We start from the raw sequence: 25,437 nt of genomic DNA, 5'->3' as shown, positions 1-25,437 counted from the left end.
AGCAGGCATCTGATGAACGCATTAAAAGTCGAGGATATTGAACTCGATATGCTACTGGAAGCCATCTACCGCTACCGCGGTGATGACTTCCGTGGTTTTGATCGTCTGATGCTGATAGAGAAATTCAATGTCCTGATGCAGCAGAATGCAATCAAAACCTATTCTGCATTGCAAGACAGCATATTGCATGACAACGCGCAGTGGGATGCGTTGTTGCGCAGCCTTCTTTTAAGCCCGTTCGCCATGTTTGGCGAACCGCAGCGCCTGCGATTTTTGCGTAATCAACTGTCACCGTGGCTGCGTTCACATTCGCATACCAGGATATGGATTGCAGACTGTTCCAGTATTGAAGAAGTGTATGCCCTTGTTATCCTGCTTCATGAAGAGCAGGTGTACGAAAAAGCAGCAATTTACGTAACGGGTGCCAATGAAATGCTGATACGGGAAATGGCCGCAACAGGATTTCCTGCCGGGAAATTGACTGAATATGAAAAAAATTATGTGCAAAGTGGAGGTGAAGGCAGGTTCGCGGATTATTTTTATGAAAAAAACGGCAACCTGATACTCATCGACCATCTGCAAAAAAATCTTGTCTGGTCGCAGTTCAGTCTGATCACGGACACTTCTTTTAATGAGTTTGAACTGATCAGTTGCCGCAGGGTGCTTGCCCATTTTGGTGTCGCCCTGCGTCACAGAGCATTGCGCCTGTTTGCTGCCAGCCTTACTCCGCTTGGTATGCTGGATGCTGATTTAGCGCGCCATCAAGATATAAGGACTAATATTACCTGGCATTACCAGGCTATCTCGGATGAGTATGGATTGTATCGCTATCATCCCTGATGTAGCGACATGCAGCATGCATGTCGGTAATGACTGAAGGCTGTCGATGATGTTTAGTCTTTCCGCAAGCCCTCAACCGCCTTCAATTCTTTCGAACGATCAATCGTTTGATTGGTCGTGGCAAACTGATCGTTGGTTGGCAGTTTGATTTCGATATCGGATACCGCACCGACCTTGATCGCGCCCAGGCTAAGGCTGAGTGCCAGTACGTGGCCGCCAGCTTTGTGGTCGTTGGACAGATAGTGCCAGTGATAGCCCGGTACATTAAAGCCCTTGGCAAAACCAGGACTGCGAAAGCCGACCAGTACACCTTTGGTATTGGTATAGTTGAACAGGGTTTGTGTCTTGGTGACTTCGGCCAGTGGTTTGTAGGGTTTGTCCTGTGGTGCAATGGCACGTGTGGTCAGTTGCTTGAAATCACCCTCTACCCGGATCGCATAGAAAAGGTTTTTATTGTCCAGGCGCTGATCCAGCATGTCTTCCAGTTCTTTCATGCCGGTTTCTTTGCTGATGTCATAGCGAAAGTCCGCGTTGAATCTGGTGACGACGGCAAAAGGTGTCAACTGAGTGCCACTGGCTTTGACCACGGAACCGTCGGCTTTGAACTGGAATACTTCACCGTCAAGAACAATCATCTCTCCATCAACCCGGTTGAAAGTGCCAATGCCAAAATCCCCCTTCAGTTTAAGCTCATCGACGGTCAATTCACCTTCATACGCACCTGCCAGTAATGCGTCTATGGTGGAGTAATGAAAGGCCTTGGCTGGCGGCGGTGTTTGCGCGCAGCTTAGTGTTGTGACTGTTGTAGCGAAGAAAAGCAGGGATGCCAGGCTCAGATTTTTCATGATTTTTATTGGGCGGTAATGTTGCGATGGCAGATGGACAGTAAAGACGTGCGCCATATTAACTCAGGATGCCTTTGTTTTGTAGTTAAATAAGCAATTGTGTTGCGTAGCGAAAACTGACGGAAGGTGCGACATAAAATTGGTGAACTATGCGAAGAGAAGATAGTCTGAGTTAGTCTGATAATTGCTCGACAATTGAGCAGCTTGTATCCCCACACACCGGTGAACATGATGAAACGATTAATTGAAATACGCACTTATCGCCTGAAGCCCGGCATGGCTGAAGCGTTCCACCAGGCGGTACATGGCCTGGCAGTACCCATGCTAAAGAGCCGGAATATGGATGTCGTTGCTTATGGGCATTCAGATCATGAAGAAGCCACTTATTACTTGATACGTTCGTATGAAAGTCGTGACGCACTGGAGCAGGAGCAGAATGCTTTTTATGGTTCCAGCGAATGGAAGGATGGCCCCAGGAAAGAATTGGTGGATTGCATAGACAGTTATATGAATACGCTGATCTGGGTGTCTGCCGAAGCAATTGAAAGCATGAGGGAATTGAATCAAGCCTGAGTGTATCTGGCAATGAACCTGCTTTGCGTCAAATCTGCAACTTTGTCGCACCCAGGAATTGTGAAAACCACCAAATCGAATAACGATTCTTCCTAGCGGCATCCAAAGCAATGGTCTGATGCATTGTCATCTGATACCCTTTTTGAACTTGCTTTTGAACTTGCATCAGACATGGTGCTGATCATGCAAAAGTAATTTGCAATACGATAAAATATAGTCAACCGTGCAACCTCGGCCATTGTTTTGCGATGGTCCTCGTTTTAACGGCGCGGAGTACGCGAGGTGCTCCAGTTAAACGGCATGCCGCAGGCATGTGTGTTAGTTATAACTGGAGACTGACAATGCACTGTTTTACTTCCATTCAAATTCATCGACATATCCTTAACTGGCAGAGTTTGCTTGGCCTGACTGCGCTTGCCTCATTGGTTCCTGTCGCACAGGCACAGGATACGCGCAACGTGCGCGAGCCTGTGATGCCAGCGACATGTACAGTCTTGCTGGCAGAGCCATCAACACCCAGCCGCAACGATGCCCCGCGCATCCAAGCCGCGATGGACAAATGTACAGCAGGGCAGGCTGTGCATCTCGCACCCGGCAGCGGCAACACTTCCTTCACATCTGGTCCGTTGAAGCTGCGTTCTGGCGTAACGCTGGTGGTCGATGCGGGCACTATCTTGTATACCAGCACCAATCCTTTGCTTTTTGACCGGGGAGCAAAAACCTGTGGCACCAATGATGCAACAGGCAAAGGCTGTCAGCCGTTTATCACGGTCGAAGGAGTAAACGGCACGGGTATCATGGGTGAAGGTGTGATTGATGGCCAGGGCGGTCAGTTAATCGACGGCAAGAACGAAACCTGGTGGCAAATCGCACGTCGTGCGCAAAAAGAAAAGCAGCGCCAGAATGTGCCACGTCTTATTCAACTAGACAAGGTGCAGGATTTCACCATGCACCGTATCACCTTGCGCAATTCACCCAATTTCCACGTGGCGATGAACCGTGTTGATGGCTTTACCGCCTGGGGTATCCGCATCGATACACCGCATGATGCACGCAATACCGATGGCATAGACCCGGGTGCATCGCGCAATGTGACGATTGCATACAGTCACATCCGCACGGGTGACGACAATGTCGCCATCAAGGCTGGCAGCAGTGGGCCTAGCGAAAACATATCCATCCTGCATAACCATTTCTATAGTGGTCACGGCATGTCGATAGGCAGTGAAACCAATGGTGGCGTACGCAATGTACTGGTCGAAGACCTGGTGATGGATGGAACCACGTCAGGCTTGCGCATCAAGAGCAATGACAGACGTGGTGGCATCGTTTCTGGTGTTGTATATCGCGATGTGTGCCTGCGCGATATACGCTGGCCGCTGTACATCAACACGCAATACGAACCCGGCCCGGCGGGTGACCTGATTCCTTCCTATACCGACATCCGCATGGAGCGTGTGCACAGCCTGACCCCGGGGCAAGTGATCTTGCAAGGCTATGACGAACAACGCCCGCTGCACCTGGCATTGAAGGATGTGGTGGTGGATGGCAATCCGGTAGTCAAACTTGAATTTGCCAAACTGACGGGGCAACTGAATGCGCCGGATGCGCAGGCGGTCAATTGCACTGAACGCTTCGTGCCGTTTCGACAATCATGATGCGATAGCTTCAGCGGCCAGTTTAATGACTGCTGCGAGTTGTGGCTTGAGGCTTCTTTCAGAAAATTTCACTACACATATCAATGAACACAAGACATTTACTGCTTGCTTTGCTGGCGGCCATATTGTCATTACCTGCATGCGCCGTCACTTGTCCGGGCAATGCGACATGGTGCGACGATTTTGAGCATGGAACAGAGCGGTGGCCAAGCAAAGACCTTGCCGCATCTGGCGCAACGGTGCAAAGCCAGAATGGATCAGGCAATCATGTGCTGGTGCTCAATGGTCAGGGTGTACCCTTGCTGGCATCCGAACCTGTTGCACAAGTAAAAGATGCCTACTTTGTCGAGGCACGTATGCGTCCAGTCAGCAATGCAGTCACCTCTTCGACTGGCGGGCAGGCTTATCTGATTGCCCGCTACCAGGATGACAATAACTGGTTGGGTGCCAGCCTCAGTATCAATGTCGACAGACAAAGACTAGCCGTTGACCTGGTCAAAATGCAGCATGGCAAACTGCTCAAACTAAAACAGTCTGGAAAAGACGCTGGCCCAAACGGCAGCTTTTACACCGTCAGGCTGGACGTTGCCGGTGGCGCGCTGGTGCTGTACCTGAATGGGGAAATGCTGGTCAGTGCCACGGATTCTTCACCGTTTGAGGGACGGATAGGCTTATTGGCCAAAGGCCAGAGTGTCGAGTTTGATGATGTACGCATCGGCGCTGCTGCCAGCAAGCCTGTGCGCCTTGCCTTGGCGCGCGTGATGGATCGTGTCAGCTTGCAGTTGGGTGATGCGCCTCAGTCTTATCAGGTACTCGCGTTCTCAGGCAAGGACAGGCTCACACTTCCCTTGAGTGCATTGTCCAGTAACGCCAGCATTGCGGGCGTTGTCGTGGAAGATGGCAAGCTTGTATTCACCGCGAAACGCCCTGGCCTGACAACGATCGCAGTCAGCAGCCAGGCAGATGCCAACGTGGCCACGTATATCACCGTGCGGGTTGATCCGGCTTTTACTTCATCATCACAACAGTATGCACTGCAAGGCAAAGTCAGGCCGGCGTCGCATGCTGATGAAGTGCCAGTGGATACCCATTTGCAGATCGAGTTTGATCAGGCACCAACGCTGGGGCAAGGCGGATCGGTGCGGATTTATCGCGCCTCAGACAATGCCCTGGTCGATATCATCCGCGTCGGTGAAGATATTGATGAAATTGGTTACGAAGGGCAGGAACTCAAACGCGTGGTGCGCTTCCGGCCCATCAGGATAGACGGCAGGACTGTGACTATTCAGCCGCACAGTGCGCGCCTGGCGTATGGCATGGCGTATTACATCGCTGTTGACGTAGGTGTTTTCGTCAACGCCAGCCTGGCGGGGCAGGCATTTACCGGGCTGGGGCAAGCTGCCGGCTGGAGTTTCAGCACGCGCAAGCTGGCACCATCTGGCACCAGTCTGACGGTTGACGATGATGGCCCGGCTGATTTCCGTACCGTGCAGGGGGCCTTGAATCATGCAATGCGCTATCTGTCGCGTGCAGAACCGGTGTCCATACGCATCGCCAATGGTCGGTATGAGCAGTTACTGTATCTGCGGGGCAAGGACAATATCACCCTGCGTGGTGAAAGCCGTGATGGCGTCATTCTGCAAGCTTACAACGACGATGGCAATAATCCCGGAACCGGTGTCAGTCAGGGCCTATTGACGCCATCGGTTACCGGTGGACGCTCAGTATTTCTGATTGAAGATGCCGACATGCTGATGCTGGATACGCTCACGCTTGTCAACACGGCAGTGCGTGCCAAAAGTGTCGGCGCGCAGGCAGAAACCCTGGTGTTCAGCAGTGACCGCGGCCGCCTGGTCGCGCAGCATGTCAACTTTTTCAGCGAACAAGACACCATACAGGTGAAGGGTTACTCGTGGTTTTATCGTTCACTGATTGCTGGTAACGTCGATTTTATCTGGGGTGCCAACAGGGCAGCCTTGTTCGAAGAAAGTGAAATCCGTTCTGTCGGTGACAGTGCCAATCCCGGCAAGGGTGGCGGCTATGTGGTGCAGGCACGCACGGTTGCCGCCAGTGAACCCGGTTTTGTTTTTCTGAACAGTCGCCTGACGCATGGCAATGGTCCCGGACAAAACGACGTCTTGCCCGGCACGGCTTATCTGGCCCGCCAGGGGCCATCAACTACCTGGGACAGCGTCAGTTTCATCCACTGCATGATGGACAAACATATAGCTCCCGCAGGCTGGCTGACGCCACGCCCGGAATCCGCACAGGCGCAGCCCGGTGCCGGCTGGGGTGAATACGGCAGCATGGATATCAACGGCAAGCCACTGGATGTATCGCAGCGTTTGCCGGGGCACACATTGACTGAACAACAGGTGGCGACACGCTTCGCCAGTCGCCGCCTGGTTTTCGCAGATTTCGATAACGGCAAAGGCTGGAACCCATCGCCATCGGATAGCAAGTAAGGCAGTAGCAGGAAATATGAAGTAAACATGAAATAAGCATGAAGTACAAATAAAGCACATATAAAAAAACGATAAAACAAAGGAGATAGACAATGAACAGAATCAGGTGCGCCACTACCCCAGGTCTGGCACTCAGCACGGTCACCCTGGCCGTGCTGACCTTGATGAGCCAGGCCCAGGCTCAGCAGGGTCAGCCAGGCCCAACAACACCCACACCAACTTCCGCACCAGTAACCAAGATAGAAATCACTGGCTCATCGATCAAACGGCTGGCTACGGAAAACGCCTTGCCGCTGACTACCTACAAGGCCGAAGAACTGGAAGCACAGGGGCTGACAACCATGTCCGAAGTAGCCACGTCCTTTGTTATGGGTGCCACCAATGAACCCGTTGGCGGTGGTGGTGGTGGCACCATGATCAATATGCGCGGCCTGAACACCAACCGCACCCTGGTCTTGCTGAACGGCCGTCGTTTGCCGAATGAAGCCATCGGCGACAGTTCGATTAACGTTGATGTCGTGCCCATGAGTGCGATAGAGCGCGTTGAAGTTTTGCGTGATGGTGCGTCGTCAATTTACGGTACCGACGCCATCGCCGGGGTCGTCAATTTCATCACCCGGCGTACGCTGACTGACATCAGGCTGGCTGCCAGTGTGGTGGCACCAGAACGTGCAGGTGGCGGTGACCAGCGCCGCTTTTCCATCGCCGGTGGCAAGGGGGATTTGAACAAGGATGGCTGGAACGTGTATGCAGCATTTGATACGCAGACGCGCTCGTCCCTGTTGCAAAAGGACAGACCGAATATCACCGATCCTGATGCCATCGCCCGCCTGGGGGGAAGCGTATTCAGCACCAATACCTCGGGCTCTTCGTCTGCCCCTGCCAACTTTACGGTGTACACCAATGGCAAGGCGACCAGCACTACCGGAAATCCGTATTGGGCCACCGGTTGCTCCAGCACGTATGGTGCGCAATACAGTCTTCCCTCGATCAAGGCTACTGGTTCTGGCATCAAGACCTGTATTCTCGACCCTACTCTTTATCCACAACTCTTGCCCGAGAACCGGCAGACTACCTTGTTTAGCAAAGGATCTTTGCGCCACGGCGACAACAAATTGTTGACGGTTGAAGTGCTTGCCAGCGAATCCTATATCGATGCACTTAATCCGCCGCAGGTATTTGGTGCCCAAACAGATTACGACAAGTTCAACCCTGGTGTACGCAAGCCGTTGTTTATTACCAAGAGCAGTAAATGGTACCCAGGCGGCAGTGGTGGTGTACCGGCAGTTGCGGGGGTGACCGGGCAGGACCTGGCATTGACCTGGAGCCTGGATGAGCTTGGCCCAGCCGCTACGGATGATCGTCAAAATACCAATCGCCTGGTCATCGCTGATGAGGGCGAATTCATGGGCTGGGATTACCGTGTCGGTTTCAATGCCGCGATGAGCAAGCGCCGGGTGGGCTGGAAGAGTGGTTTTGTCAGCACACCGAAGCTGTATGACGGTGTGGCAAACGGTATCCTGAATCCCTTTGGTGCACAGGATGCGACGGGCCAGGCCTACCTCAACAGCATCAAGGTGGATGACATTACCTATCGCACCGCCAGCGTGAAATACTTTGGCCCTGATTTCAATCTGTCGCGCTCACTGACAGAATTGTCCGGCGGGTCGCTGTCGGTGGCAGTGGGTGGTGATTTGCACAGAGAAACCTATACCGATTCCACGAGTCTTCTTACCAATGAAGTCGTCTACAAGGTGTCCGGTACACCCGGTGCGAATCCAAGTGGTGCCCGCACCATTGCGGGCCTGTATGTGGAACTGGACGCTCCGCTGACCAAAGAGCTTGATCTGACCTTCGCTGCCCGTGCTGACCGTTTCAGTGATTTTGGTTCTACAGTGAACCCCAAGGCCAGCATACGCTGGGAACCGCATAAGTCTGTCATGCTGCGTGGTACGGCCAGCACCGGTTTCCGTGCCCCGACCTTGCCTGAACTGTATGGCACACCACGGACCAAGACACCGTCTACCAATCGCTGGGATGACCCTTTGCTTTGTCCAAGTACCACTCCGTCACAGCCAAATACCGGGACGCTGACGACCGACCCCAAATATGCCAGCCTGAATCTTGATCCGGCACGCGTATGTAATACCCAGCAGACCATATTGACGGGTGCAAATCCTGATCTGCAACCAGAAAAATCACGCACGCTGACGGCTGGCATCGTGCTTGAACCTGTGCAGAACATGATGCTGTCCTTCGACATATGGGATATCCGCATGAAGGGAACCATCGCCCAGATTACGGAAGAGACGATTTTTTCTGATGTCAACAAATATGCCAACCTGTTTGTGCGCAACCCGGATGGCACGCTGAACTACATCGTGGTTACGCGCCTGAACATGGGCGGGGTACACACGCGTGGTGTTGATGTCAATTTCCGTTATCTCTTCCCAACTTCCAGATGGGGTAAGTTTGGTGTGAGCATGGATGGCACTTACGTCAACAAATATGAAGGGCAAAACGATGTCGGCGGGGCCTGGGTGGATAGCGTAGGCAGGCCAGGTGCACTGGCGACGGGTTCTACTTCAGCCAATACGTATATTTACCGCTGGCGTCATAATTTGCGTTTGTCCTGGAACATGGGCAAATTCGCGACGCAGTTGTCGCAATCGTATACGTCCAGTTATGAAGACACCAATGCGCTGGCTACGCAAAAAATCGGGCAGCCGTATTACAACGTGATTGATTCTTACATCATCTATAACCTGAGTGCCAACTATAGATTTTCAGATAAATTCAGGTTGAACTTTGGCATCAACAATCTGTTGAATGTGGACCCGCCTTTGTCGAATCAGCGTTTGAGTTCACGCGTGGTGTTTGCGCAAAACGTCGCCAAACCCATAGGCCGTGCTTATACTGTCAAGGCAGAGTATGCATTCTGATTTTGCTTTGAGCATTATTTGTACTTAACAAGCCGAAGAGCTGCCGGTGCAGCTCTTCGTAAGAATTCTAAAATGAATCGTAACAGTATGCCTAATTACACTTCTTCCTCTATGTACCGCGCTGCATCGACGATTGCATCAGTTGTCCTGCTCGGACTTGGCATTTCGGCTTGCCAGCATACGCAGGTTGCGCAACGCGAGGCGACAAAAGAGCCGTGGGTGGCTGACCTGGGTGATGGGCGTTATAAAAACCCTGTGCTTCATGCCGATTATTCTGACCCGGATGCGATACGTGTAGGTGATACCTATTACATGACGTCTTCGAGTTTCAACAGTTCGCCGGGTTTGCCTTTGCTGCAATCCCGGGATCTGGTGAACTGGGAACTGGTAGGCCATGCCTTGCCGCAACTGGTACCGGCGGAACGTTTCGCTGTGCCACGCCACGGCGAAGGCGTCTGGGCACCGTGCCTGCGTTATCACGACAATCAGTTCTGGATATTTTATCCCGATCCCGATCTGGGTATTTTCGTTATCACGGCAAAAGATTTTGCCGGACCATGGAGCACGCCCAAGCTTTTGCTGCCGGGTAAAGGCATCATCGACCCCACTCCGCTGTGGGATGACGATGGCAAGGCTTATCTGTTGCATGGCTGGGCAAAAAGCCGGGCTGGTATCAATAATCTCTTGACCTTGCGCGCCATGGCTCCAGATGGCAGCCGTTTGCTGGACAGTGCGGGCCAGACTGTTATTGATGGCAATAAAATACCTGACTACCGTACGCTGGAAGGCCCGAAGTTTTACAAGGCCAATGGCTATTACTATGTGTTTGCGCCGGCAGGCGGGGTTGAGCAGGGCTGGCAAGCAGTATTCCGTTCGCGCAGTATCAATGGGCCATATGAAGTCCGTACCGTCATGGATCAGGGCAATAGTCCCATCAATGGTCCGCATCAGGGTGCCTGGGTAAGGGCGCAGGATGGCAGGGACTGGTTCCTGCATTTCCAGGACAAGGAAGCCTATGGCCGTGTCATGCATCTGCAACCCATGCGCTGGGTAGATGACTGGCCTGTGATTGGTGAGGATGGCCCTAAAGCTGGCACCGGGCAACCAGTGCTGACTTATGCAAAGCCGGTATCCGGTGCTGCAATCAAGGTGCCACCGACATCGGATGAATTCAAAGGAAGCAGGCTGGGTCTTCAATGGGAATGGAATGCCAACTTCAACGCGCAATGGTATTCATTGACTGAACGCCCTGGCGTATTGCGCCTGTACACGCAAATTGAACCCGAAGTGATCAATAACGTACGGCGTGCGCCGTCGGTGCTGACGCAAAAACTGCCTGCGCCAGAATTTGCAGTCAATACACATGTGCAGTTAAACAATGCGGCAGATGGTGACAGGGCCGGTTTAATTCTGAATGCCATGCAATATGCCTGGCTGGGCTTGCAGAAAACAGCAGGCGTGACACAACTGGTATATGTGACCTGCACCGGGTCTGGTGATCGTTGCACGGAAGCACCACAGGTGATCTTGCCGTCTGCCCCATCTTCATTGTATTTACGCCTGAATATGGCTGATGGTGCACTCGCAAGCTTTTCTTATAGTACGGATAACGTGAATTTCCAGAAAATTCCTCAAGCCTTCAAGGTTGGCAAGGGACGCTGGGTGGGAGCCCAGATTGGCCTGTTCAGCATTGGCGAAAAAGTGACGACGCCACGTTCCAGCATGGATGTGGATTATTTCCGTGTTACCGCGAAATGATGGACTTCAATTGATCAAGGTGCATTGCGTCTGAATCGCGATTGGGCAGGATAAGTTACATACAAGTGCAACACAAAAAACAACGCCCAATATAAATTGGGCGTTGTTCTTTAAGCGGCGACCTCTTGATGAGACCGCCATTCCCAGCGGATTACTTCGATGCTGCTGGTGTTGATGCAGCTGGTACTACCTTGGCATCGTCCGCTTTCATGTCCTTTGTTGTCTGCTTAACTTGCTTGGTCTGTTTCTCTTGCTTCGTGTGTTTTGCGTGTTTTGTTGCTTTTTCTGTTACCGCAGATTTGACTTCAGGTGCTGCTGGCGCTGCTGCAACGGGTGTTGCAACGACAGGCGTTGATTTGGCGACGCTGGCCGCAACTACAGCAGATGCTGCCTTGACTGGCTTATTAGCTGCTGTACTTGCTGCTGCGCTTGCTGTAGCTGGTGTCTGAGCGAACGCGCTACCCATGATGACGGTAGAGGCAACGAAAGCGGTGATGAGCTTGTTCATGTTTATTTCCCTGATATGAATGGTTTTTTGAGTATCTGTTTTTTTACCGACAGCATATGTTGCGGGTAATACCTGCGCTTTATTGATTATTTCGATGCTGCTGGTGCCGAGGCTGATGCCGCTTTGACTTCATCTTTCTTGACTTCTTTTTTTACATGTTTTTCATGCTTAGTTGTTTTGTCCGTCATTGCTTTGTCTGTCACCGGTTTTGCTTCAGTTGTGGCAGCGACAGAAGCAGATACAGAGCTGGCTTTGGCAACAGGAGCAGATTTCGCTACGCTGGCTGCGGCAGATGCAGATGCGGCTTTCACTGGCGTGCTGGCGGCTGTTGCGGATGCTGCTGGAGTCTGTGCAAATGCGCTACCCATAACAACAGTGGCGGCGATGAAAGCGGTGATGATTTTGTTCATGATGTTTTCCTATTCCTGTTTGGGTTTGCTTGCTTTGTTTTGCGTAGTCAAGCTACGTAAGCCAAGAACGCAGTCAATGACAACAGCGTTGACGGAAAAAAGACAGTTTCAGCCTGTTAGTATTGTTGATCTAAACGCAGATCAGGCTGTCAACCAAAAACATGGTTTGCACGTTACGCACGTATACTTGTATAAATTTTGTAAAACGAAAGAACAAAAAAAACGACACCAGCATATTGCCTGATGTCGTTTTTTTATAGATTCTTGGCCTTGCCTGTAGCAAGACCGCCTGCTATTTTTTGGTGTTCTCGCTATAGCTGACACGATAAATACGCCCACCAAAGTCATCCGAGATGAGCATGGATCCATCTGGCAGGAAGGCAATGTCAACCGGGCGACCAATCACTTTTTCATCCTGCAAAAATCCTTCGATGAACACGGTATCACTGACGACCTTGTTGTTATACAAGGTGATCAATGCGACGCGATAGCCGATTTTTTGTGTACGGTTCCAAGAGCCGTGTTCTGCGACAAATAGCTGATTCCTGTATTGCGCAGGAAATTGCGTGCCATCGTTGAATGCCAGACCTAGTGAGGCAACATGTGGCCCCAGCTTTGCTGCCGGTTCTGCGAATTCTTCACAGCGCCTGTTTTTGTGAAATTCCGGATCCTCCACGGCACCGCCAGCGCAATACGGAAAGCCAAAATGCATGCCGGCTTTGGGGGCGTAGTTCAATTTATCGGATGGCATGTTGTCACCCATTTCATCGCGACCATTGTCGGTGAACCACATTTCCTTGCTGGCCGGATGCCATGCAAAACCGACAGAATTTCTGATGCCGCGTGCATAGATTTCAAAGCCTGAGCCATCAGGGTTCATACGATAAATTTTGGAATGTGGTGCATCTTCCTTGTCGCAGACATTGCATGGCGCACCTATGGGTATATATAATTTTCCATCCGGGCCAGCCTTGATTATTTTCTCGCCATGCCATTTGTCTTTGGGAAAATCATCTTTGACCACGTGCAGTTGCGGCGATTTGTCGTAGGTTTTTTCGATGTCATCAAAGCGAATGACGCGTGTCATTTCTGCCACGTACAGTGAACCATTCAGCAAGGTCAGGCCGATAGGGGAATCCAGCCCTTTGGCAACGGTGACGACTTTCGGTGGCACGCCATCTTTGCCGCTATTGATGACGGCATAAATTTTTCCCACTTTACGTGATCCGACAAAAACAATGCCGGATGCAGTCACGGCCATGCCACGTGCATTTGCAAGCTGATCGCTATACACAGAGATGGAAAAACCAACCGGCAGGCGAAATTTTTTGAGTTCGGGGTAGGGATCTGCCCGTGTTTCTTTGACCACTGCCTGCGCCACCGGCTCAGGCAGCAACAGATATTCAGCAAGGGCAGCAATCTGCTTCTGGTTCAGGACATTCTTCCATGCGGGCATGCCGGTGTTGGGGGAACCTTCGCTAATGAAGCGTTGCAGACTGTCTTTTTTCCAATCGACCTTTGCCCACGGCCGCTTGAGCAGGCTGGGACCAAGGCCTCCTTCACGATTGGCACCGTGACATTGTGCACAGCTTTGCTTATACAGATCGCTGCCTTCTCCTGCAAATACAGATGAGGTATGCAGTAGCAGCAGGGTGGTGAGCAGAGTAATGATTTTCATGGTGTTGTGTCAGTGTCGGGGTTAGTACTAGTAACTTAACTTCACCAGGGAAACCGCCTGGCGCGGCAACTGCATATGTATCGTGACTTGCTGCTCACGCACCTGCAGATGTGCAGGTGCTTCGAGTTCAGCCAGTTGACCAGCTTTTTCCAGTTCTGCAATCTGTGCTGTGTTTGGGTTTTGTGGCGAGCCCATCTTTTTCCAGGCAGCATAGGAATTGCTGTGTGCTTCATCAATACGATAGTGGTGCACGGTCAGTTTATCAGCAGCTATGCCCTTGATGGTTAATGCTACTGGTGAACCCGCGTCGATGATGTCAGTGTCATGGTAATTCCACACCAGAATGCTGACACTTTTTTTGTCTTTGGCGGCAAGTGCATTGATGTCGGTTCTTTCTGCACGTACGCCGGTTTTGATGACGGCTTCGGTATCGTAGGCAATATCGCCACTGACTTCGACCCGCTTGCCCGACATCATACCCAACATGCGAAATACATTCAGTACAGGTTTATCGACACCGTTGGTGGCCAGGTCTCTAAAACCGGCAAACCATGGCTGGTCTTCAAATTCAAATGACCAGTTGACGGCGCCCAGCAGGTTGACGCCACGACGATCGGCAATCTCGTATTCGCGTGCAATGGAGGCTGCAGTGTAGCTGGAATACAAGGTGCCGTTGCGATAGGCATTTTCTGGATTGGTCTGCATGCCGCAGGCTGCACAACCTTCAGGATCAGATTCGCCAATGATGATGGGGATGTTCTTCAACTCGGGATAAGAGGCAACGATAGAAAAACCACGATCAATTTTACTGAGATGCGCCATGATACCCATTTGCACCACGCCATTGATCAGCCTGGGTGAACCCTTGGCGTGAAAGGCGACAAAATCAAGCGGTGCGCCAATCTTGCCTGTCGCCATATTGGGCTCGTACAAAGCATGCTTCAGAAAGTTGTCAAAAAATTTGCCTATACTGGCGGTATGCGGGCCACCCATGCGTGCCGTTGGCAGGGCGCGTTTGACGGCATCGGCTGCATAGTCGTACATCTTGAAAAATTCGCGCTCTGTATCTTCGGCTTTTAGATAGGCGCCATCCGGTTCATTCCATAATTCCCAGTACCAGCTCTCGACTTCGGCCTGGCCATAGCGATCCACGCTGTGCCTTACCCATTGATAAATCAGTTCTGCCCATTTGTTGTAGTCCTTGGGTGGGTAAGCCCATCCGGTCATGATGTCTTTGTATTTTTTGCCGGGTTCCCAATTGTGTCTATAAGGTTGTGGTACCCGGGATAGCGCTTCCGGCATGAAACCGATTTGTGCCAAAGGCTTCATTTCTCGTTCGACATAGGTATCAAAAATCTTGTCGATGATGGTCCAGTCATAGATGGGCTTGCCGTCTTTGTCTTCTTTGTACATATCGGTTGACCCCCACTTCAGCGCGGCAGTGCCATCGCCGGAAGTCATCAGATTGTGGGCGCGTACATACACCGGGGTCGGGCTGAGTGCGGCGATTTCGCTGAGCAGCTTCTTGCCATCCTTCATTGTTGTGTAGTTTGGTTCGTCGTACCCAAACCATGCCCATATCGGCTTCATGTCACCTTTTTCCCTGGCCAGATCGACTTGCAGGGCGACGGCAGGGGTCTGACTGTGTGCAGTGACAGATGCCGCCAAAGCAAGCAACAGACAGCAACTAAGAATGATACTTTTCATGATAGGGTCATTTTTCAGATGGCAAAGATGATGAATGAGCGCGCAGTGGTATTCGGCTGCACGACGCAAGGTGCTTGCCATGTCTCTCTGCGTCCACTGAGTATGGATTCTTATAAGTGATAGTGGCCTTGTTTGTCTGGGCCAGTATTGTGTTTGAGGACAGTATTGTCAATAATATTGCTCTCATGTTTTTGATTGAATTCTTGTATCTGTTATTAACTTATTGTTTTTTAATATAAAATTTGAGTAAGACATTGATTGCCCTTGATTTGTTGTGAATAGTATTATCGATAATTGTCCAATGGCAGGTTTTGTCGTGTTGACCTTGCTTTCAACCCTGACGAGTTTTGCTCATGCCTCAAACACAGCGCAGTACTATTGATTCATACCCGGATGCAGACCTGCACGTCATCAGCGAAGCTGAATTGGTCATGCAACTGGAAGAGGACATACTTTTTTTGCGTCTAAAGCCTGGAGAGCGTCTGGTGGAAGATCTCCTTATGCAGCGCTTTGGCGCAACGCGGCATTGTGTGCGTCAGGCCCTGAATCGGCTGGAGCGTACCGGGATAGTCATGCGAGAACCCAACAAGGGGGCACGTGTACGTTCGTTTTCGCAGGAAGAGGTAAGCCAGATTTATGAAGTGCGTGAATTCTTGCAGCGTCAGGCCGTGCTGATGTTCAAGCTTCCGGCACCGTCAGAATTTATTGATGAATTGAACGCGATTCATCAAACGTATTTAGTGCATGTGAAGAATGCTTACCTGCGTGGTGTGCATGAATTGAATGATCAATTCCATTCGAAAATATTTTCACTGTGTGGCAACCGCTACCTGGAACGGTCGATCCAGGATTATATGAACTTGAGTTATGCAATCCGCACCAACTCATTGGCTGTACCAGAAAAACTGCAGATTTCAGTCGCCCATCATGCATTGATGATAGAACTGCTGAAGGGACGTGATAACTGGACGCTGGCCCAGCTTTGTGTTGATCATATCTTGCCCAGCAAATATGAATACCTTGCACAACGCAAGGCCAGTGAAGCTGGAGATGAAACTTGATCTCTGCATACGAGTCCTGGCATTCTCCGGTTGTTCACCTTTTTGCCTGATTACCTGAAGCAAAGACAAAATATGTGTAAAAAGAGGGTTGTACTGGGATTGAGTCTGCTTGCACCGTATAGTCTCATTGGCCTGACTCCGGCCTATGCTGGTACACCTGCGGATGTCGTGGTTATCAGTGGCAGTCGTATTGAGCGCAGCAGCTTTGATCTGGCGGCAGCGATTGATGTTGTGGACGATACCCGCCTGGGCGAAGCGCAGATGCGTGTCAATCTGTCAGAAGCGCTGATGTCTGTGCCTGGCCTGGTGGTATCGAACCGGCAAAATTATGCGCAAGACTTGCAAATATCTTCCCGTGGTTTTGGCGCACGTTCTGCTTTTGGCGTGCGTGGCATGCGACTGATCAGCGATGGCATTCCAGCCACCATGCCCGATGGTCAGGGGCAGGCCGCCACCTTTAATCTGGATGTCGCCAGCCGCATCGAGGTCTTGCGTGGGCCACTTGCCGCCATCTATGGCAATCATTCTGGTGGTGTGATGCAGTTGCTGACCAAAGACGGCAAGGGGCATCCTTCCGTTGAGGTGAGTGTCGTCAGCGGCAGTGAAGGTGTCGGCAAGATCGACGTCAATGCGCAGGGCGAAACTGCTGGCATCAGCTATGTGGTGGATAGCTCGCGTTTCCAGACCAGTGGCTACCGCGAGCATAGCGCCGCCAGACGTGAGACCAATTTTGCCAAAATAGCGTTTGTGCCATGGGCCAAAAGCAAGCTGACACTGGTGGCAAACAGATTGATTCAGGACGATACCCAGGACCCGCTGGGCGTGCAATGGCAGACATTTCTGAATAATCCACGTCAGGCGGAAATCGACAGTTCAGACACTCAGGACCCAAAGCGCTCATTTGCCGACCGTTACAACACTCGTAAAAGTATCCATCATGCGCAATTTGGACTGACTTATGAACAACTGATGGATGCTGGTCGCTTGCGGCTCAGCTTGTATGATGGCGACCGTCAGGTCAGCCAGTATCAGGCGTTTTCCAAAGCGCTTCAGGCAAATGCCAGTCAGTCTGGTGGTGTGGTTGATTTTGACCGGCATTTTTATGGCGCGGAAGTGAACTGGCTTCACACGGCTGAATTGGCCGGTGGCGTGCTGACCACGACATTGGGTCTGGAGTATGCAAGGTCGAGCGACAGGCGTCAAGGATTTGAAAATTTTATTCTTACCCAGTATGGGGTGAAAGGTAACTTGCGACGTAATGAACAGGATATCGTCACCAGCCTTGATCCTTACCTGCAAACAGAATGGGTGACGGGCCCGTGGCGCTTCAGTGCCGGCTTGCGACGCAATCAGCTTAATATCCAGGTACGTGATTATTTTCTGGCAAATGGCAACGATAGCGGCAGCCTGAAGTATGCGAAAACCACGCAATTTGCCGGGCTATTGTATAAATGGAATCCAGAACTGAATCTGTATGCCAGTGCGGCGCGTGGCATGGAAAGCCCCACGCTGAATGAATTATTTTATTCAGGCAGTGGCAGCGGATTTAATTTCAATTTGCGGGCCGCACACAATACCCAGATAGAAGCCGGTATGAAAACCATCTTGCCTGGTGGTGCACGTTTTAATGCAGCCATCTTCCAGGTGCGCAGCGCGGATGAACTGGTGGTTGACACTGCAGTCGGCGGACGCACCAGTTACCGGAATGCCGCCAGTACCTTGCACCAGGGTATGGAAGTAGCGCTGGACTGGTCCTGGCGCAATGGCATCAGTGCCAGGTTTTCCGGCACAGTCTTGCGAGCAATCTATGATGAAACCTATGGCGCTATTGCCGCAGGCAACAGGCTGCCAGGCGTGCCGGAGATCAACTGGTATGGTGAGCTTGCATGGCATGCCCGGGATGACAGCCTTGATGCAGGGCTGGAATTGCTGGCAAGCAGCAAGTTATATGTAGAAGACAGCAATAAAGAGACAGCTGCCCCTGCATATGCCATTGCCAATTTTCGCGTTGGTGCCAGGCAGGATGCCGGCGCCTGGCGTTTCAAAGAGTTTTTACGTGTTAATAATCTGTCGGATAAGATCTATGTTGGCTCAGTAATCGTTGGCGATACCAACCGGCGCTTTTACGAAGCTGCGCAGGGGCGGAACTGGTTGCTCGGCATCAGCGCACAGATGACTTTTTATTAAAAATATCCTGCGAAGTGTGCTAATGATGCTGTCCCCAATTTATTGAAGGCAGGTTTTGCACAAGTATCTCTCCGGTAGTTGTGGGGCAAGTGAATTTTCAACCAGACAACTTTTGTTGATTATTAAATCGCCTGAGGTCGTAGCAAATCCAGTCAACCTGGCTGTTGAAATGGATTAAATAATTACGACAGGGAGCAGATGCCATATTTTTTTGATATCTTTCTAGTCTGTCAAAGCCTTAAACCATCTTATAAGTTGACTTTGTATTTGTTACAGATTGTTAAAGAAAAACGCCGAAAAGCCTGTTTTTCACGTGAAAACAGGCTTTTTTATTGTTTTTTTATAAAAAATATAAAAAAAATCCTGAGTTTTGTAACTTTCCATGTCAACTGAACTGCAAGTCGAATCGTTTTTGGACTAAAGAATCTTTGCTGACCACTTCTATTAAGCAAAGTTTCACTTATAGGAGTCAGAAAAATGATTTACGAAATACTGGTTCGCCCATCGGACAACAGCAAGAAAATGACTTCAGATCATTTGATCTGGATTGAAAGCGACATGACTACCCGTTCTTTCGAGAAATGGCTCCGCGAAAAATCCTTGCTTGATGGCAGCGGCCATGCGCCTGTAGCGCGCTGGAGTATCGTACAGACGCAGCGTGCTGCGCATTTTAAACTGGCTACCCAGGCTAAAGCCCTGAAAAGCCGCATTTCCGAATTGATGACTGGTGTACCAGAAGTTGTCGCCGTACCAGACGCGAAGCGTGCACTGAAAGTGTTCCGTCTGAAGAGCCCTGTAGCGCCACAGTTGATCGCAGCCTGATTGCTGTCTGATCCGCATCAGATAGCGCTGTAGCCTGACTTGTTGAATTGCCCTGATACTGCATCAGGGCAATATATTTTGACAAGTACGCCTGGGGCAAGCACAATCCAGTCTCTTTTTTTGGATTGCACCCTGCTTGCCCTGCCATGGCCAGATTAGCCCGACTCGTTATCCCGCATCAGCAACATCATGTCATCCAGCGTGGAAACGCTGGTGCCATGGTTTTTATTGATGCGGAAGATTATGCTGCCTTTCTCGATTGGCTGAAGCAGGCGGCTAGCCTGTTTGATGTTGCCATTCATGCCTATGCGCTGTTACCTGATCACCTGCATTTATTGCTGACGCCCGGTGATGAAACCGGCCTGGGCAAGATGATGCAATGGCTGGGGCGCCACTATGTCCCCTATTTCAATCGCAAATATCAACGTACCGGCACCTTGTGGCAAGGGCGTTATCGCGCCACAGTGATCGAATCTGCCGTTTACTTCATACCCTGCAGTATTTATATAGAAAGCAATCCTCAGCGAGCAGGCCTGGTGACGGATTTGCTGGATTACACCTGGTCAAGCTATCGCCACCATATAGGCCTGCACATTGACCCGCTGATTACCGATCACAGCACCTATTGGGCTTTAGGCAATACGCCGTTTCAACGTGAGGCGGCCTACCGCGAAAATATGGAGCATGGTTTGTCAGGCCAGCAAATCATGGAAATTACCCAGGCAACGTCCAAAGCCTGGATGTTGGGTTCGTCCCGCTTCAAGATAGAGATGAGCAAACTGACCGAAAGACGGGTAGAGCCCATCAAGCGTGGCCGTCCCCGCAAAATTGCCGTTAATTCCTGAACGGTATTACCCCTGATGCATACGTCCGCAGCACGCAAGTCATTCAATTAAACAAGCTGAAAAATGTCGATATAGCTACAAATTTGCCTGAATTTACTATGTCCCCAATTAAATAAATCAGGAAATTTCCTTAATTTAAATTGACACTGACCCTAAATAAATTTGTTGAATAATCTTTTGCACCGCAGTATTCTCTTCCTTAGTCCTTTTCAGGATTTACGCAAAACTGTTTGAACACCCTGTTTTCATGCTCGCAAGTCTGTTGTAGACAGATTCCGGCAGTTCCTCTTGGTTGATCCGCCTCTCTGATCAACACGCCCGATACTGGCTGTGAAAGCCCGGCTTGAACAGGTGATAGCAGTTTTGCGTAAGTGCTGAATTTAAATTTGTTTTCCGGAGATCGCTATGCATGCTCAAGGTTTATACGACCCATCCAATGAACACGACGCCTGTGGCGTCGGTTTTGTTGCCCATATCAAAGGCAAAAAGACCCATGCCATCGTTGATCAGGGTTTGCTGATATTGAAAAACCTGGACCACAGGGGTGCAGTTGGTGCTGATGCCCTGATGGGTGATGGTGCCGGTATCCTGATCCAGATTCCTGATCAGTACTATCGTGAAGAGATGGCCAAGCAAGGCATCAGCCTGCCGCCGCCAGGTGAATACGGCGTGGGCATGATTTTCCTGCCGAAAGAACATGCATCCCGTCTGGCCTGTGAACAGGAAATCGAGCGTGCCGTGCGCGCCGAAGGCCAGGTGGTACTTGGCTGGCGTGATGTACCGGTGGACCGTGAAATGCCGATGTCGCCTACCGTACGCGAAAAAGAACCGGTCATACGTCAGATTTTCATAGGCCGTGGCCCGGACATCATGGTGACTGATGCGCTGGAACGCAAGCTCTACATCATCCGCAAATCCGCAGTACACGCGATTGAAGCGCTGAAGCTCATCCACGGCAAAGAATACTTTGTGCCATCCATGTCAGCGCGCACCATTGTGTATAAAGGCTTGCTGTTGGCGGACCAGGTTGGTGTCTACTATAAAGACTTGCAGGATGAGCGCTGTGTATCTGCGCTGGCGCTGGTACATCAGCGTTTCTCTACCAATACCTTCCCTGAATGGCCACTGGCCCACCCGTATCGCATGATTGCGCACAATGGTGAAATCAATACGGTAAAAGGTAACTTCAACTGGATGCGCGCCCGCGAAGGCGTCATGAAATCCGCCGTACTTGGCGATGATTTGCAAAAACTGTATCCGCTGATTTTTGAAGGTCAGTCTGATACGGCAAGTTTCGATAATGCGCTGGAACTGCTGGTCATGGCCGGTTATCCGATTGCGCAAGCCATGATGATGATGATCCCGGAAGCCTGGGAAAATCACACCATGATGGATGAAAACCGTCGCGCCTTTTATGAATACCATGCCGCCATGATGGAACCATGGGATGGCCCGGCCGCCATGGCATTTACCGATGGTCGCCAGATCGGTGGTACGCTGGACCGTAATGGCTTGCGTCCTGCACGTTACATCATCACGGATGATGACCTGGTAGTCATGGCATCTGAATCAGGTGTTTTACCGATTCCTGAATCCAAGATCATCAAGAAATGGCGTCTGCAACCAGGCAAGATGTTCCTGATCGACCTGGAAGCAGGCCGCATCATTGATGACAAGGAAATCAAGGATACCTACGCCAATGCCAAGCCTTACAAACAGTGGATACAATCGGTACGTATCAAGCTCAATGACCTGAAGCCAGGTGCAGACAAGGCTGAATACAGCGCCAGTCTGCTGGATCGCCAACAGGCATTCGGCTACACCCAGGAAGATCTGAAGTTTCTGATGGCACCTATGGCCCTGGCTGGCGAAGAAGCAATCGGCTCGATGGGTAACGACTCTTCACTGGCAGTCATGTCGAACAAGCTGAAGCCTTTGTATAACTACTTCAAGCAATTGTTTGCCCAGGTGACCAACCCACCTATCGATCCTATCCGTGAAGCGATGGTGATGTCGCTGGTATCCTTCATCGGCCCAAAACCGAATCTGCTGGATACCAATAACATCAATCCGCCTATGCGTCTGGAAGTGTCACAGCCTATCCTGGATTTTGCCGACATCGCCAAACTGCGTAACATCAGCGCGAATACTGGCGGCAAGTTTCAGTCGTATGAACTGGATATCTGTTATCCGGTGGCATGGGGCAAGGACGGCATTGAAGCACGCCTGGCTTCCATCTGTGCTGAAGTGGTTGATGCGGTCAAGTCTGGCCATAACATCATGATCATTACTGACCGCAAGATGGATGCCAACTATGTCGCGATTCCTGCGCTGCTGGCGACATCGACCGTGCATCAGCATCTGGTCAGCAAAGGCTTGCGTACGACGACAGGTCTGGTGGTGGAAACTGGCTCTGCCCGTGAAACCCATCACTTTGCCCTGCTGGCAGGGTATGGCGCGGAAGCTGTTCATCCTTACCTGGCGATGCAGACACTGGCCGATATGGCGAAAGACCTGTCCGGTGACCTGTCGGCTGAAAAAGCTGTCTACAACTACACCAAGGCAGTGGGTAAGGGCTTGATGAAAGTCATGTCCAAGATGGGTATTTCGACGTACATGTCTTACTGTGGTGCGCAGATTTTTGAAGCCATTGGTTTGAACAAATCACTGGTCGACAAATACTTCAAGGGTACTGCCTCCAACGTTGAAGGCATAGGCGTGTTTGAAGTGGCAGAAGAAGCTCTGCGTTTGCATAAACTGGCTTTCAGCAGCGACCCTGTGCTCGAAAATGCACTTGATGCCGGTGGCGAATATGCTTACCGTGTACGTGGTGAAGACCATATGTGGACGCCGGATGCAATTGCCAAACTGCAGCATTCCACCCGTTCCAACAACTACAATTCTTACAAAGAGTACGCCCAGATCATCAATGACCAAAGCAAACGTCACATGACTCTGCGCGGCCTGTTTGAATTCAGGATCGACCCAGCCAAGGCCATTCCTCTGGACCAGGTTGAACCTGCCAAGGAAATCGTCAAACGCTTTGCGACTGGTGCGATGTCTCTGGGTTCTATCAGTACTGAAGCACATGCCACGCTGGCTGTGGCGATGAACCGCATAGGCGGCAAATCGAATACCGGTGAAGGCGGTGAAGATCCGGCGCGTTATCAGCAAGAATTGAAAGGCATCCCTATCAAGCAGGGCCAGACCATGGCATCTGTTGTTGGCAAAGACCAGATTGAAGTCGATATCCCTTTGCAGGATGGTGATTCGCTACGTTCCAAAATCAAGCAGGTGGCATCTGGCCGCTTTGGTGTGACGGCAGAATATCTGAGTTCCGCAGACCAGATACAGATCAAGATGGCACAGGGTGCGAAGCCTGGTGAAGGTGGTCAGTTGCCAGGCCACAAAGTGTCTGAATACATTGCCAAACTGCGTTTCTCGGTACCTGGCGTGGGCTTGATTTCTCCACCGCCGCATCATGATATTTATTCGATTGAAGATCTGGCGCAGTTGATTCATGATTTGAAAAACGTCAACCCAAAAGCATCGATCTCGGTCAAGCTGGTGTCTGAAGTGGGGGTAGGCACGATTGCTGCCGGTGTTTCCAAAGCCAAGGCAGATCACGTGGTGATCGCCGGTCATGATGGCGGTACCGGCGCATCACCTTTGTCTTCCATTAAACATGCTGGCACACCGTGGGAACTGGGTTTGTCCGAAACCCAGCAAACGCTGGTATTGAATGGCTTGCGTGGCCGTGTGCGGGTACAGGCTGATGGCCAGATGAAAACCGGTCGTGACGTGGCGATCGCTGCCATGCTGGGTGCAGACGAAATCGGTTTTGCGACAGCACCGCTGGTGGTTGAAGGCTGCATCATGATGCGCAAATGCCATCTGAATACTTGCCCGGTCGGCGTGGCGACACAAGACCCGGTCTTGCGTGCCAAGTTCTCTGGCAAACCTGAATATGTCGTGAACTACTTCTTCTTCGTTGCTGAAGAACTGCGTCAGATCATGGCGCAACTGGGTATCCGTACGTATGACGATCTGATTGGTCGCGTTGATTTGCTCGATAAATCCAAAGCGGTTGGTCACTGGAAAGCCAAGGGCCTGGATTTCAGCCGCATCTTCCATCAGCCAGAAGTGGCCGAAGGCGCTGCTATCCGCAATGTGGACTGTCAGGACCATGGTCTGGAAAAAGCACTGGATAACAAACTGATTTCCCAGGCGAAAATCGCGCTGGAAACCGGTGAAAAAGTATCCTTTATCTCACCTATCAAAAACTTGAACCGTACTGTCGGCACCATGCTGTCCGGTGAAGTGGCCAAAAAATACGGCCATGCCGGTTTGCCGGATGACACCATCCATATCCAGTTACAGGGTACGGCTGGTCAGTCTGCCGGTGCCTTCCTGGCGCATGGCGTGACCCTTGATCTGGTCGGTGAGGGCAATGACTATGTGGGTAAAGGTTTGTCCGGTGGCCGCATCATCATTCGCCCGAATACCGAATTCCGTGGCTGGGCGGTTGACAACATCATCTGCGGCAATACCGTGCTGTACGGTGCGATTTCTGGCGAAGCCTTTATCAACGGTGTTGCCGGTGAACGTTTTGCGGTACGTAATTCCGGTGCGCTGGCAGTGGTCGAAGGAACCGGTGACCATGGTTGCGAATACATGACTGGCGGTACCGTCATCGTGCTGGGTAACACAGGCCGCAACTTCGCTGCCGGTATGTCGGGTGGTATCGCTTACGTGTATGACCCGGAAGGCGAATTTGAAGCCAAATGCAATATGTCCATGGTGACACTGGAGCCAGTGCTGGCAGGTGATGTACAGGTAGCCACGCTGGACAAATCCATCTGGCATAGCCGCCTCAGTGGCGGTGAAAGAGAAACAGATGAAGCCATTCTGCGTAATCTGATCGAGCGTCATTTCAAACATACAGGCAGTACCCGTTCCCGCAACCTGCTGGATGACTGGGCCCGTAGCCGCGCCAAGTTCGTCAAGGTATTCCCTACCGAATACAAGCGCGCACTGGGTGAAATGTATGCGGCCAAACAAGCCGCAGGAAAAAAGGAAAAAGTCACAGCATAAACCGGATGGTCACGCCGCAGCCTGGCTGCGGTAGTGTCTGCTTG

Annotated in this window: 16 protein-coding genes; 11 read left to right on the top strand and 5 right to left on the bottom strand. The window is 51.2% G+C overall.

Going from position 1 to position 25,437, the window contains the following annotated elements; genetic code table 11:
• Positions 1-12: 12 nt before the first annotated feature.
• On the top strand, positions 13-840 hold the full coding sequence (locus tag H8L32_RS13300; RefSeq protein ID WP_186947723.1) for a CheR family methyltransferase: 828 nt from the start codon (positions 13-15) through the stop codon (positions 838-840).
• Positions 841-893: 53 nt separating this feature from the next.
• Here H8L32_RS13300 and budA read toward each other — a convergent pair whose 3' ends face one another.
• Positions 894-1,685, bottom strand: coding sequence for an acetolactate decarboxylase (gene budA / locus H8L32_RS13295; RefSeq protein WP_186947722.1), 792 nt, complete (start codon positions 1,683-1,685; stop codon positions 894-896).
• Between the two features lie 231 nt (positions 1,686-1,916).
• Here budA and H8L32_RS13290 point away from each other — a divergent pair, with 231 nt between their 5' ends.
• The 5 genes from H8L32_RS13290 to H8L32_RS13270 all read left to right on the top strand — a co-directional run bounded on the left by H8L32_RS13290 (position 1,917) and on the right by H8L32_RS13270 (position 11,081).
• Positions 1,917-2,258, top strand: coding sequence for an NIPSNAP family protein (locus H8L32_RS13290; protein ID WP_186947721.1), 342 nt, complete (start codon positions 1,917-1,919; stop codon positions 2,256-2,258).
• Between the two features lie 341 nt (positions 2,259-2,599).
• Positions 2,600-3,916 (top strand): glycoside hydrolase family 28 protein, encoded by a 1,317-nt coding sequence (locus H8L32_RS13285; RefSeq protein ID WP_186947720.1) that lies wholly within the window; start codon positions 2,600-2,602, stop codon positions 3,914-3,916.
• Positions 3,917-3,999: 83 nt separating this feature from the next.
• On the top strand, positions 4,000-6,381 hold the full coding sequence (locus H8L32_RS13280) for a pectinesterase family protein (protein ID WP_186947719.1): 2,382 nt from the start codon (positions 4,000-4,002) through the stop codon (positions 6,379-6,381).
• A 92-nt stretch (positions 6,382-6,473) separates the two neighbouring features.
• A complete protein-coding gene (locus H8L32_RS13275; RefSeq protein WP_186947718.1) occupies positions 6,474-9,323 on the top strand; it encodes a TonB-dependent receptor plug domain-containing protein in 2,850 nt (949 codons plus the stop codon).
• Between the two features lie 87 nt (positions 9,324-9,410).
• Complete coding sequence (locus H8L32_RS13270; protein ID WP_230412197.1) at positions 9,411-11,081, top strand: glycoside hydrolase family 43 protein; 1,671 nt, start codon at positions 9,411-9,413, stop codon at positions 11,079-11,081.
• Between the two features lie 151 nt (positions 11,082-11,232).
• Here the strand turns inward: H8L32_RS13270 and H8L32_RS13265 are convergent, their stop codons facing one another.
• The 4 genes from H8L32_RS13265 to H8L32_RS13250 all read right to left on the bottom strand — a co-directional run bounded on the left by H8L32_RS13265 (position 11,233) and on the right by H8L32_RS13250 (position 15,384).
• Positions 11,233-11,589 carry a hypothetical protein gene (locus H8L32_RS13265; protein ID WP_186947717.1) on the bottom strand — a complete coding sequence of 119 codons (357 nt, stop codon included), beginning with the start codon at positions 11,587-11,589 and terminating at the stop codon, positions 11,233-11,235.
• An 86-nt stretch (positions 11,590-11,675) separates the two neighbouring features.
• Positions 11,676-11,999 (bottom strand): hypothetical protein, encoded by a 324-nt coding sequence (locus H8L32_RS13260; RefSeq protein ID WP_186947716.1) that lies wholly within the window; start codon positions 11,997-11,999, stop codon positions 11,676-11,678.
• A 292-nt stretch (positions 12,000-12,291) separates the two neighbouring features.
• The gene (locus tag H8L32_RS13255; protein WP_186947715.1) at positions 12,292-13,677 is read right to left on the bottom strand and encodes a c-type cytochrome; all 1,386 of its coding nucleotides are present in this window, start codon (positions 13,675-13,677) and stop codon (positions 12,292-12,294) included.
• Between the two features lie 27 nt (positions 13,678-13,704).
• The gene (locus H8L32_RS13250; protein ID WP_186947714.1) at positions 13,705-15,384 is read right to left on the bottom strand and encodes a GH39 family glycosyl hydrolase; all 1,680 of its coding nucleotides are present in this window, start codon (positions 15,382-15,384) and stop codon (positions 13,705-13,707) included.
• 353 nt (positions 15,385-15,737) lie between these two features.
• On the opposite strand from H8L32_RS13250, the gene H8L32_RS13245 reads away from it, so the two are divergent.
• The 5 genes from H8L32_RS13245 (at position 15,738) to H8L32_RS13225 (ending at position 25,393) form a co-directional block, all read left to right on the top strand.
• Positions 15,738-16,445, top strand: coding sequence for a GntR family transcriptional regulator (locus H8L32_RS13245; RefSeq protein WP_186947713.1), 708 nt, complete (start codon positions 15,738-15,740; stop codon positions 16,443-16,445).
• A 72-nt stretch (positions 16,446-16,517) separates the two neighbouring features.
• Positions 16,518-18,632 (top strand): TonB-dependent receptor family protein, encoded by a 2,115-nt coding sequence (locus H8L32_RS13240; RefSeq protein WP_186947712.1) that lies wholly within the window; start codon positions 16,518-16,520, stop codon positions 18,630-18,632.
• 477 nt (positions 18,633-19,109) lie between these two features.
• Positions 19,110-19,454: a hypothetical protein gene (locus tag H8L32_RS13235; protein ID WP_186947711.1), complete on the top strand. Its 345-nt coding sequence runs from the start codon at positions 19,110-19,112 to the stop codon at positions 19,452-19,454.
• Between the two features lie 146 nt (positions 19,455-19,600).
• Positions 19,601-20,299 carry a transposase gene (locus H8L32_RS13230; RefSeq protein WP_186947710.1) on the top strand — a complete coding sequence of 233 codons (699 nt, stop codon included), beginning with the start codon at positions 19,601-19,603 and terminating at the stop codon, positions 20,297-20,299.
• A gap of 405 nt (positions 20,300-20,704) precedes the next feature.
• Positions 20,705-25,393 carry a glutamate synthase-related protein gene (locus H8L32_RS13225; RefSeq protein WP_186947709.1) on the top strand — a complete coding sequence of 1,563 codons (4,689 nt, stop codon included), beginning with the start codon at positions 20,705-20,707 and terminating at the stop codon, positions 25,391-25,393.
• Positions 25,394-25,437: the final 44 nt, after the last annotated feature.

The sequence above is a fragment of the Undibacterium hunanense genome (assembly GCF_014284335.1).
GTDB classification, from domain to species: Bacteria; Pseudomonadota; Gammaproteobacteria; order Burkholderiales; family Burkholderiaceae_D; genus Undibacterium; species Undibacterium hunanense.
The sequence above is the reverse complement of the archived record's forward strand: the minus strand, read 5'-3'. Positions and strand labels throughout refer to the sequence as shown.

Bases quoted from the DNA above. Each gene is read 5' to 3' on its own strand.
- H8L32_RS13300 (WP_186947723.1), top strand. From the start codon at position 13: ATGAACGCATTAAAAGTCGAGGATATTGAACTCGATATGCTACTGGAA.
- budA (WP_186947722.1), bottom strand. From the start codon at position 1,685: ATGAAAAATCTGAGCCTGGCATCCCTGCTTTTCTTCGCTACAACAGTC.
- H8L32_RS13290 (WP_186947721.1), top strand. From the start codon at position 1,917: ATGAAACGATTAATTGAAATACGCACTTATCGCCTGAAGCCCGGCATG.
- H8L32_RS13285 (WP_186947720.1), top strand. From the start codon at position 2,600: ATGCACTGTTTTACTTCCATTCAAATTCATCGACATATCCTTAACTGG.
- H8L32_RS13280 (WP_186947719.1), top strand. From the start codon at position 4,000: ATGAACACAAGACATTTACTGCTTGCTTTGCTGGCGGCCATATTGTCA.
- H8L32_RS13275 (WP_186947718.1), top strand. From the start codon at position 6,474: ATGAACAGAATCAGGTGCGCCACTACCCCAGGTCTGGCACTCAGCACG.
- H8L32_RS13270 (WP_230412197.1), top strand. From the start codon at position 9,411: ATGCCTAATTACACTTCTTCCTCTATGTACCGCGCTGCATCGACGATT.
- H8L32_RS13265 (WP_186947717.1), bottom strand. From the start codon at position 11,589: ATGAACAAGCTCATCACCGCTTTCGTTGCCTCTACCGTCATCATGGGT.
- H8L32_RS13260 (WP_186947716.1), bottom strand. From the start codon at position 11,999: ATGAACAAAATCATCACCGCTTTCATCGCCGCCACTGTTGTTATGGGT.
- H8L32_RS13255 (WP_186947715.1), bottom strand. From the start codon at position 13,677: ATGAAAATCATTACTCTGCTCACCACCCTGCTGCTACTGCATACCTCA.
- H8L32_RS13250 (WP_186947714.1), bottom strand. From the start codon at position 15,384: ATGAAAAGTATCATTCTTAGTTGCTGTCTGTTGCTTGCTTTGGCGGCA.
- H8L32_RS13245 (WP_186947713.1), top strand. From the start codon at position 15,738: ATGCCTCAAACACAGCGCAGTACTATTGATTCATACCCGGATGCAGAC.
- H8L32_RS13240 (WP_186947712.1), top strand. From the start codon at position 16,518: ATGTGTAAAAAGAGGGTTGTACTGGGATTGAGTCTGCTTGCACCGTAT.
- H8L32_RS13235 (WP_186947711.1), top strand. From the start codon at position 19,110: ATGATTTACGAAATACTGGTTCGCCCATCGGACAACAGCAAGAAAATG.
- H8L32_RS13230 (WP_186947710.1), top strand. From the start codon at position 19,601: ATGGCCAGATTAGCCCGACTCGTTATCCCGCATCAGCAACATCATGTC.
- H8L32_RS13225 (WP_186947709.1), top strand. From the start codon at position 20,705: ATGCATGCTCAAGGTTTATACGACCCATCCAATGAACACGACGCCTGT.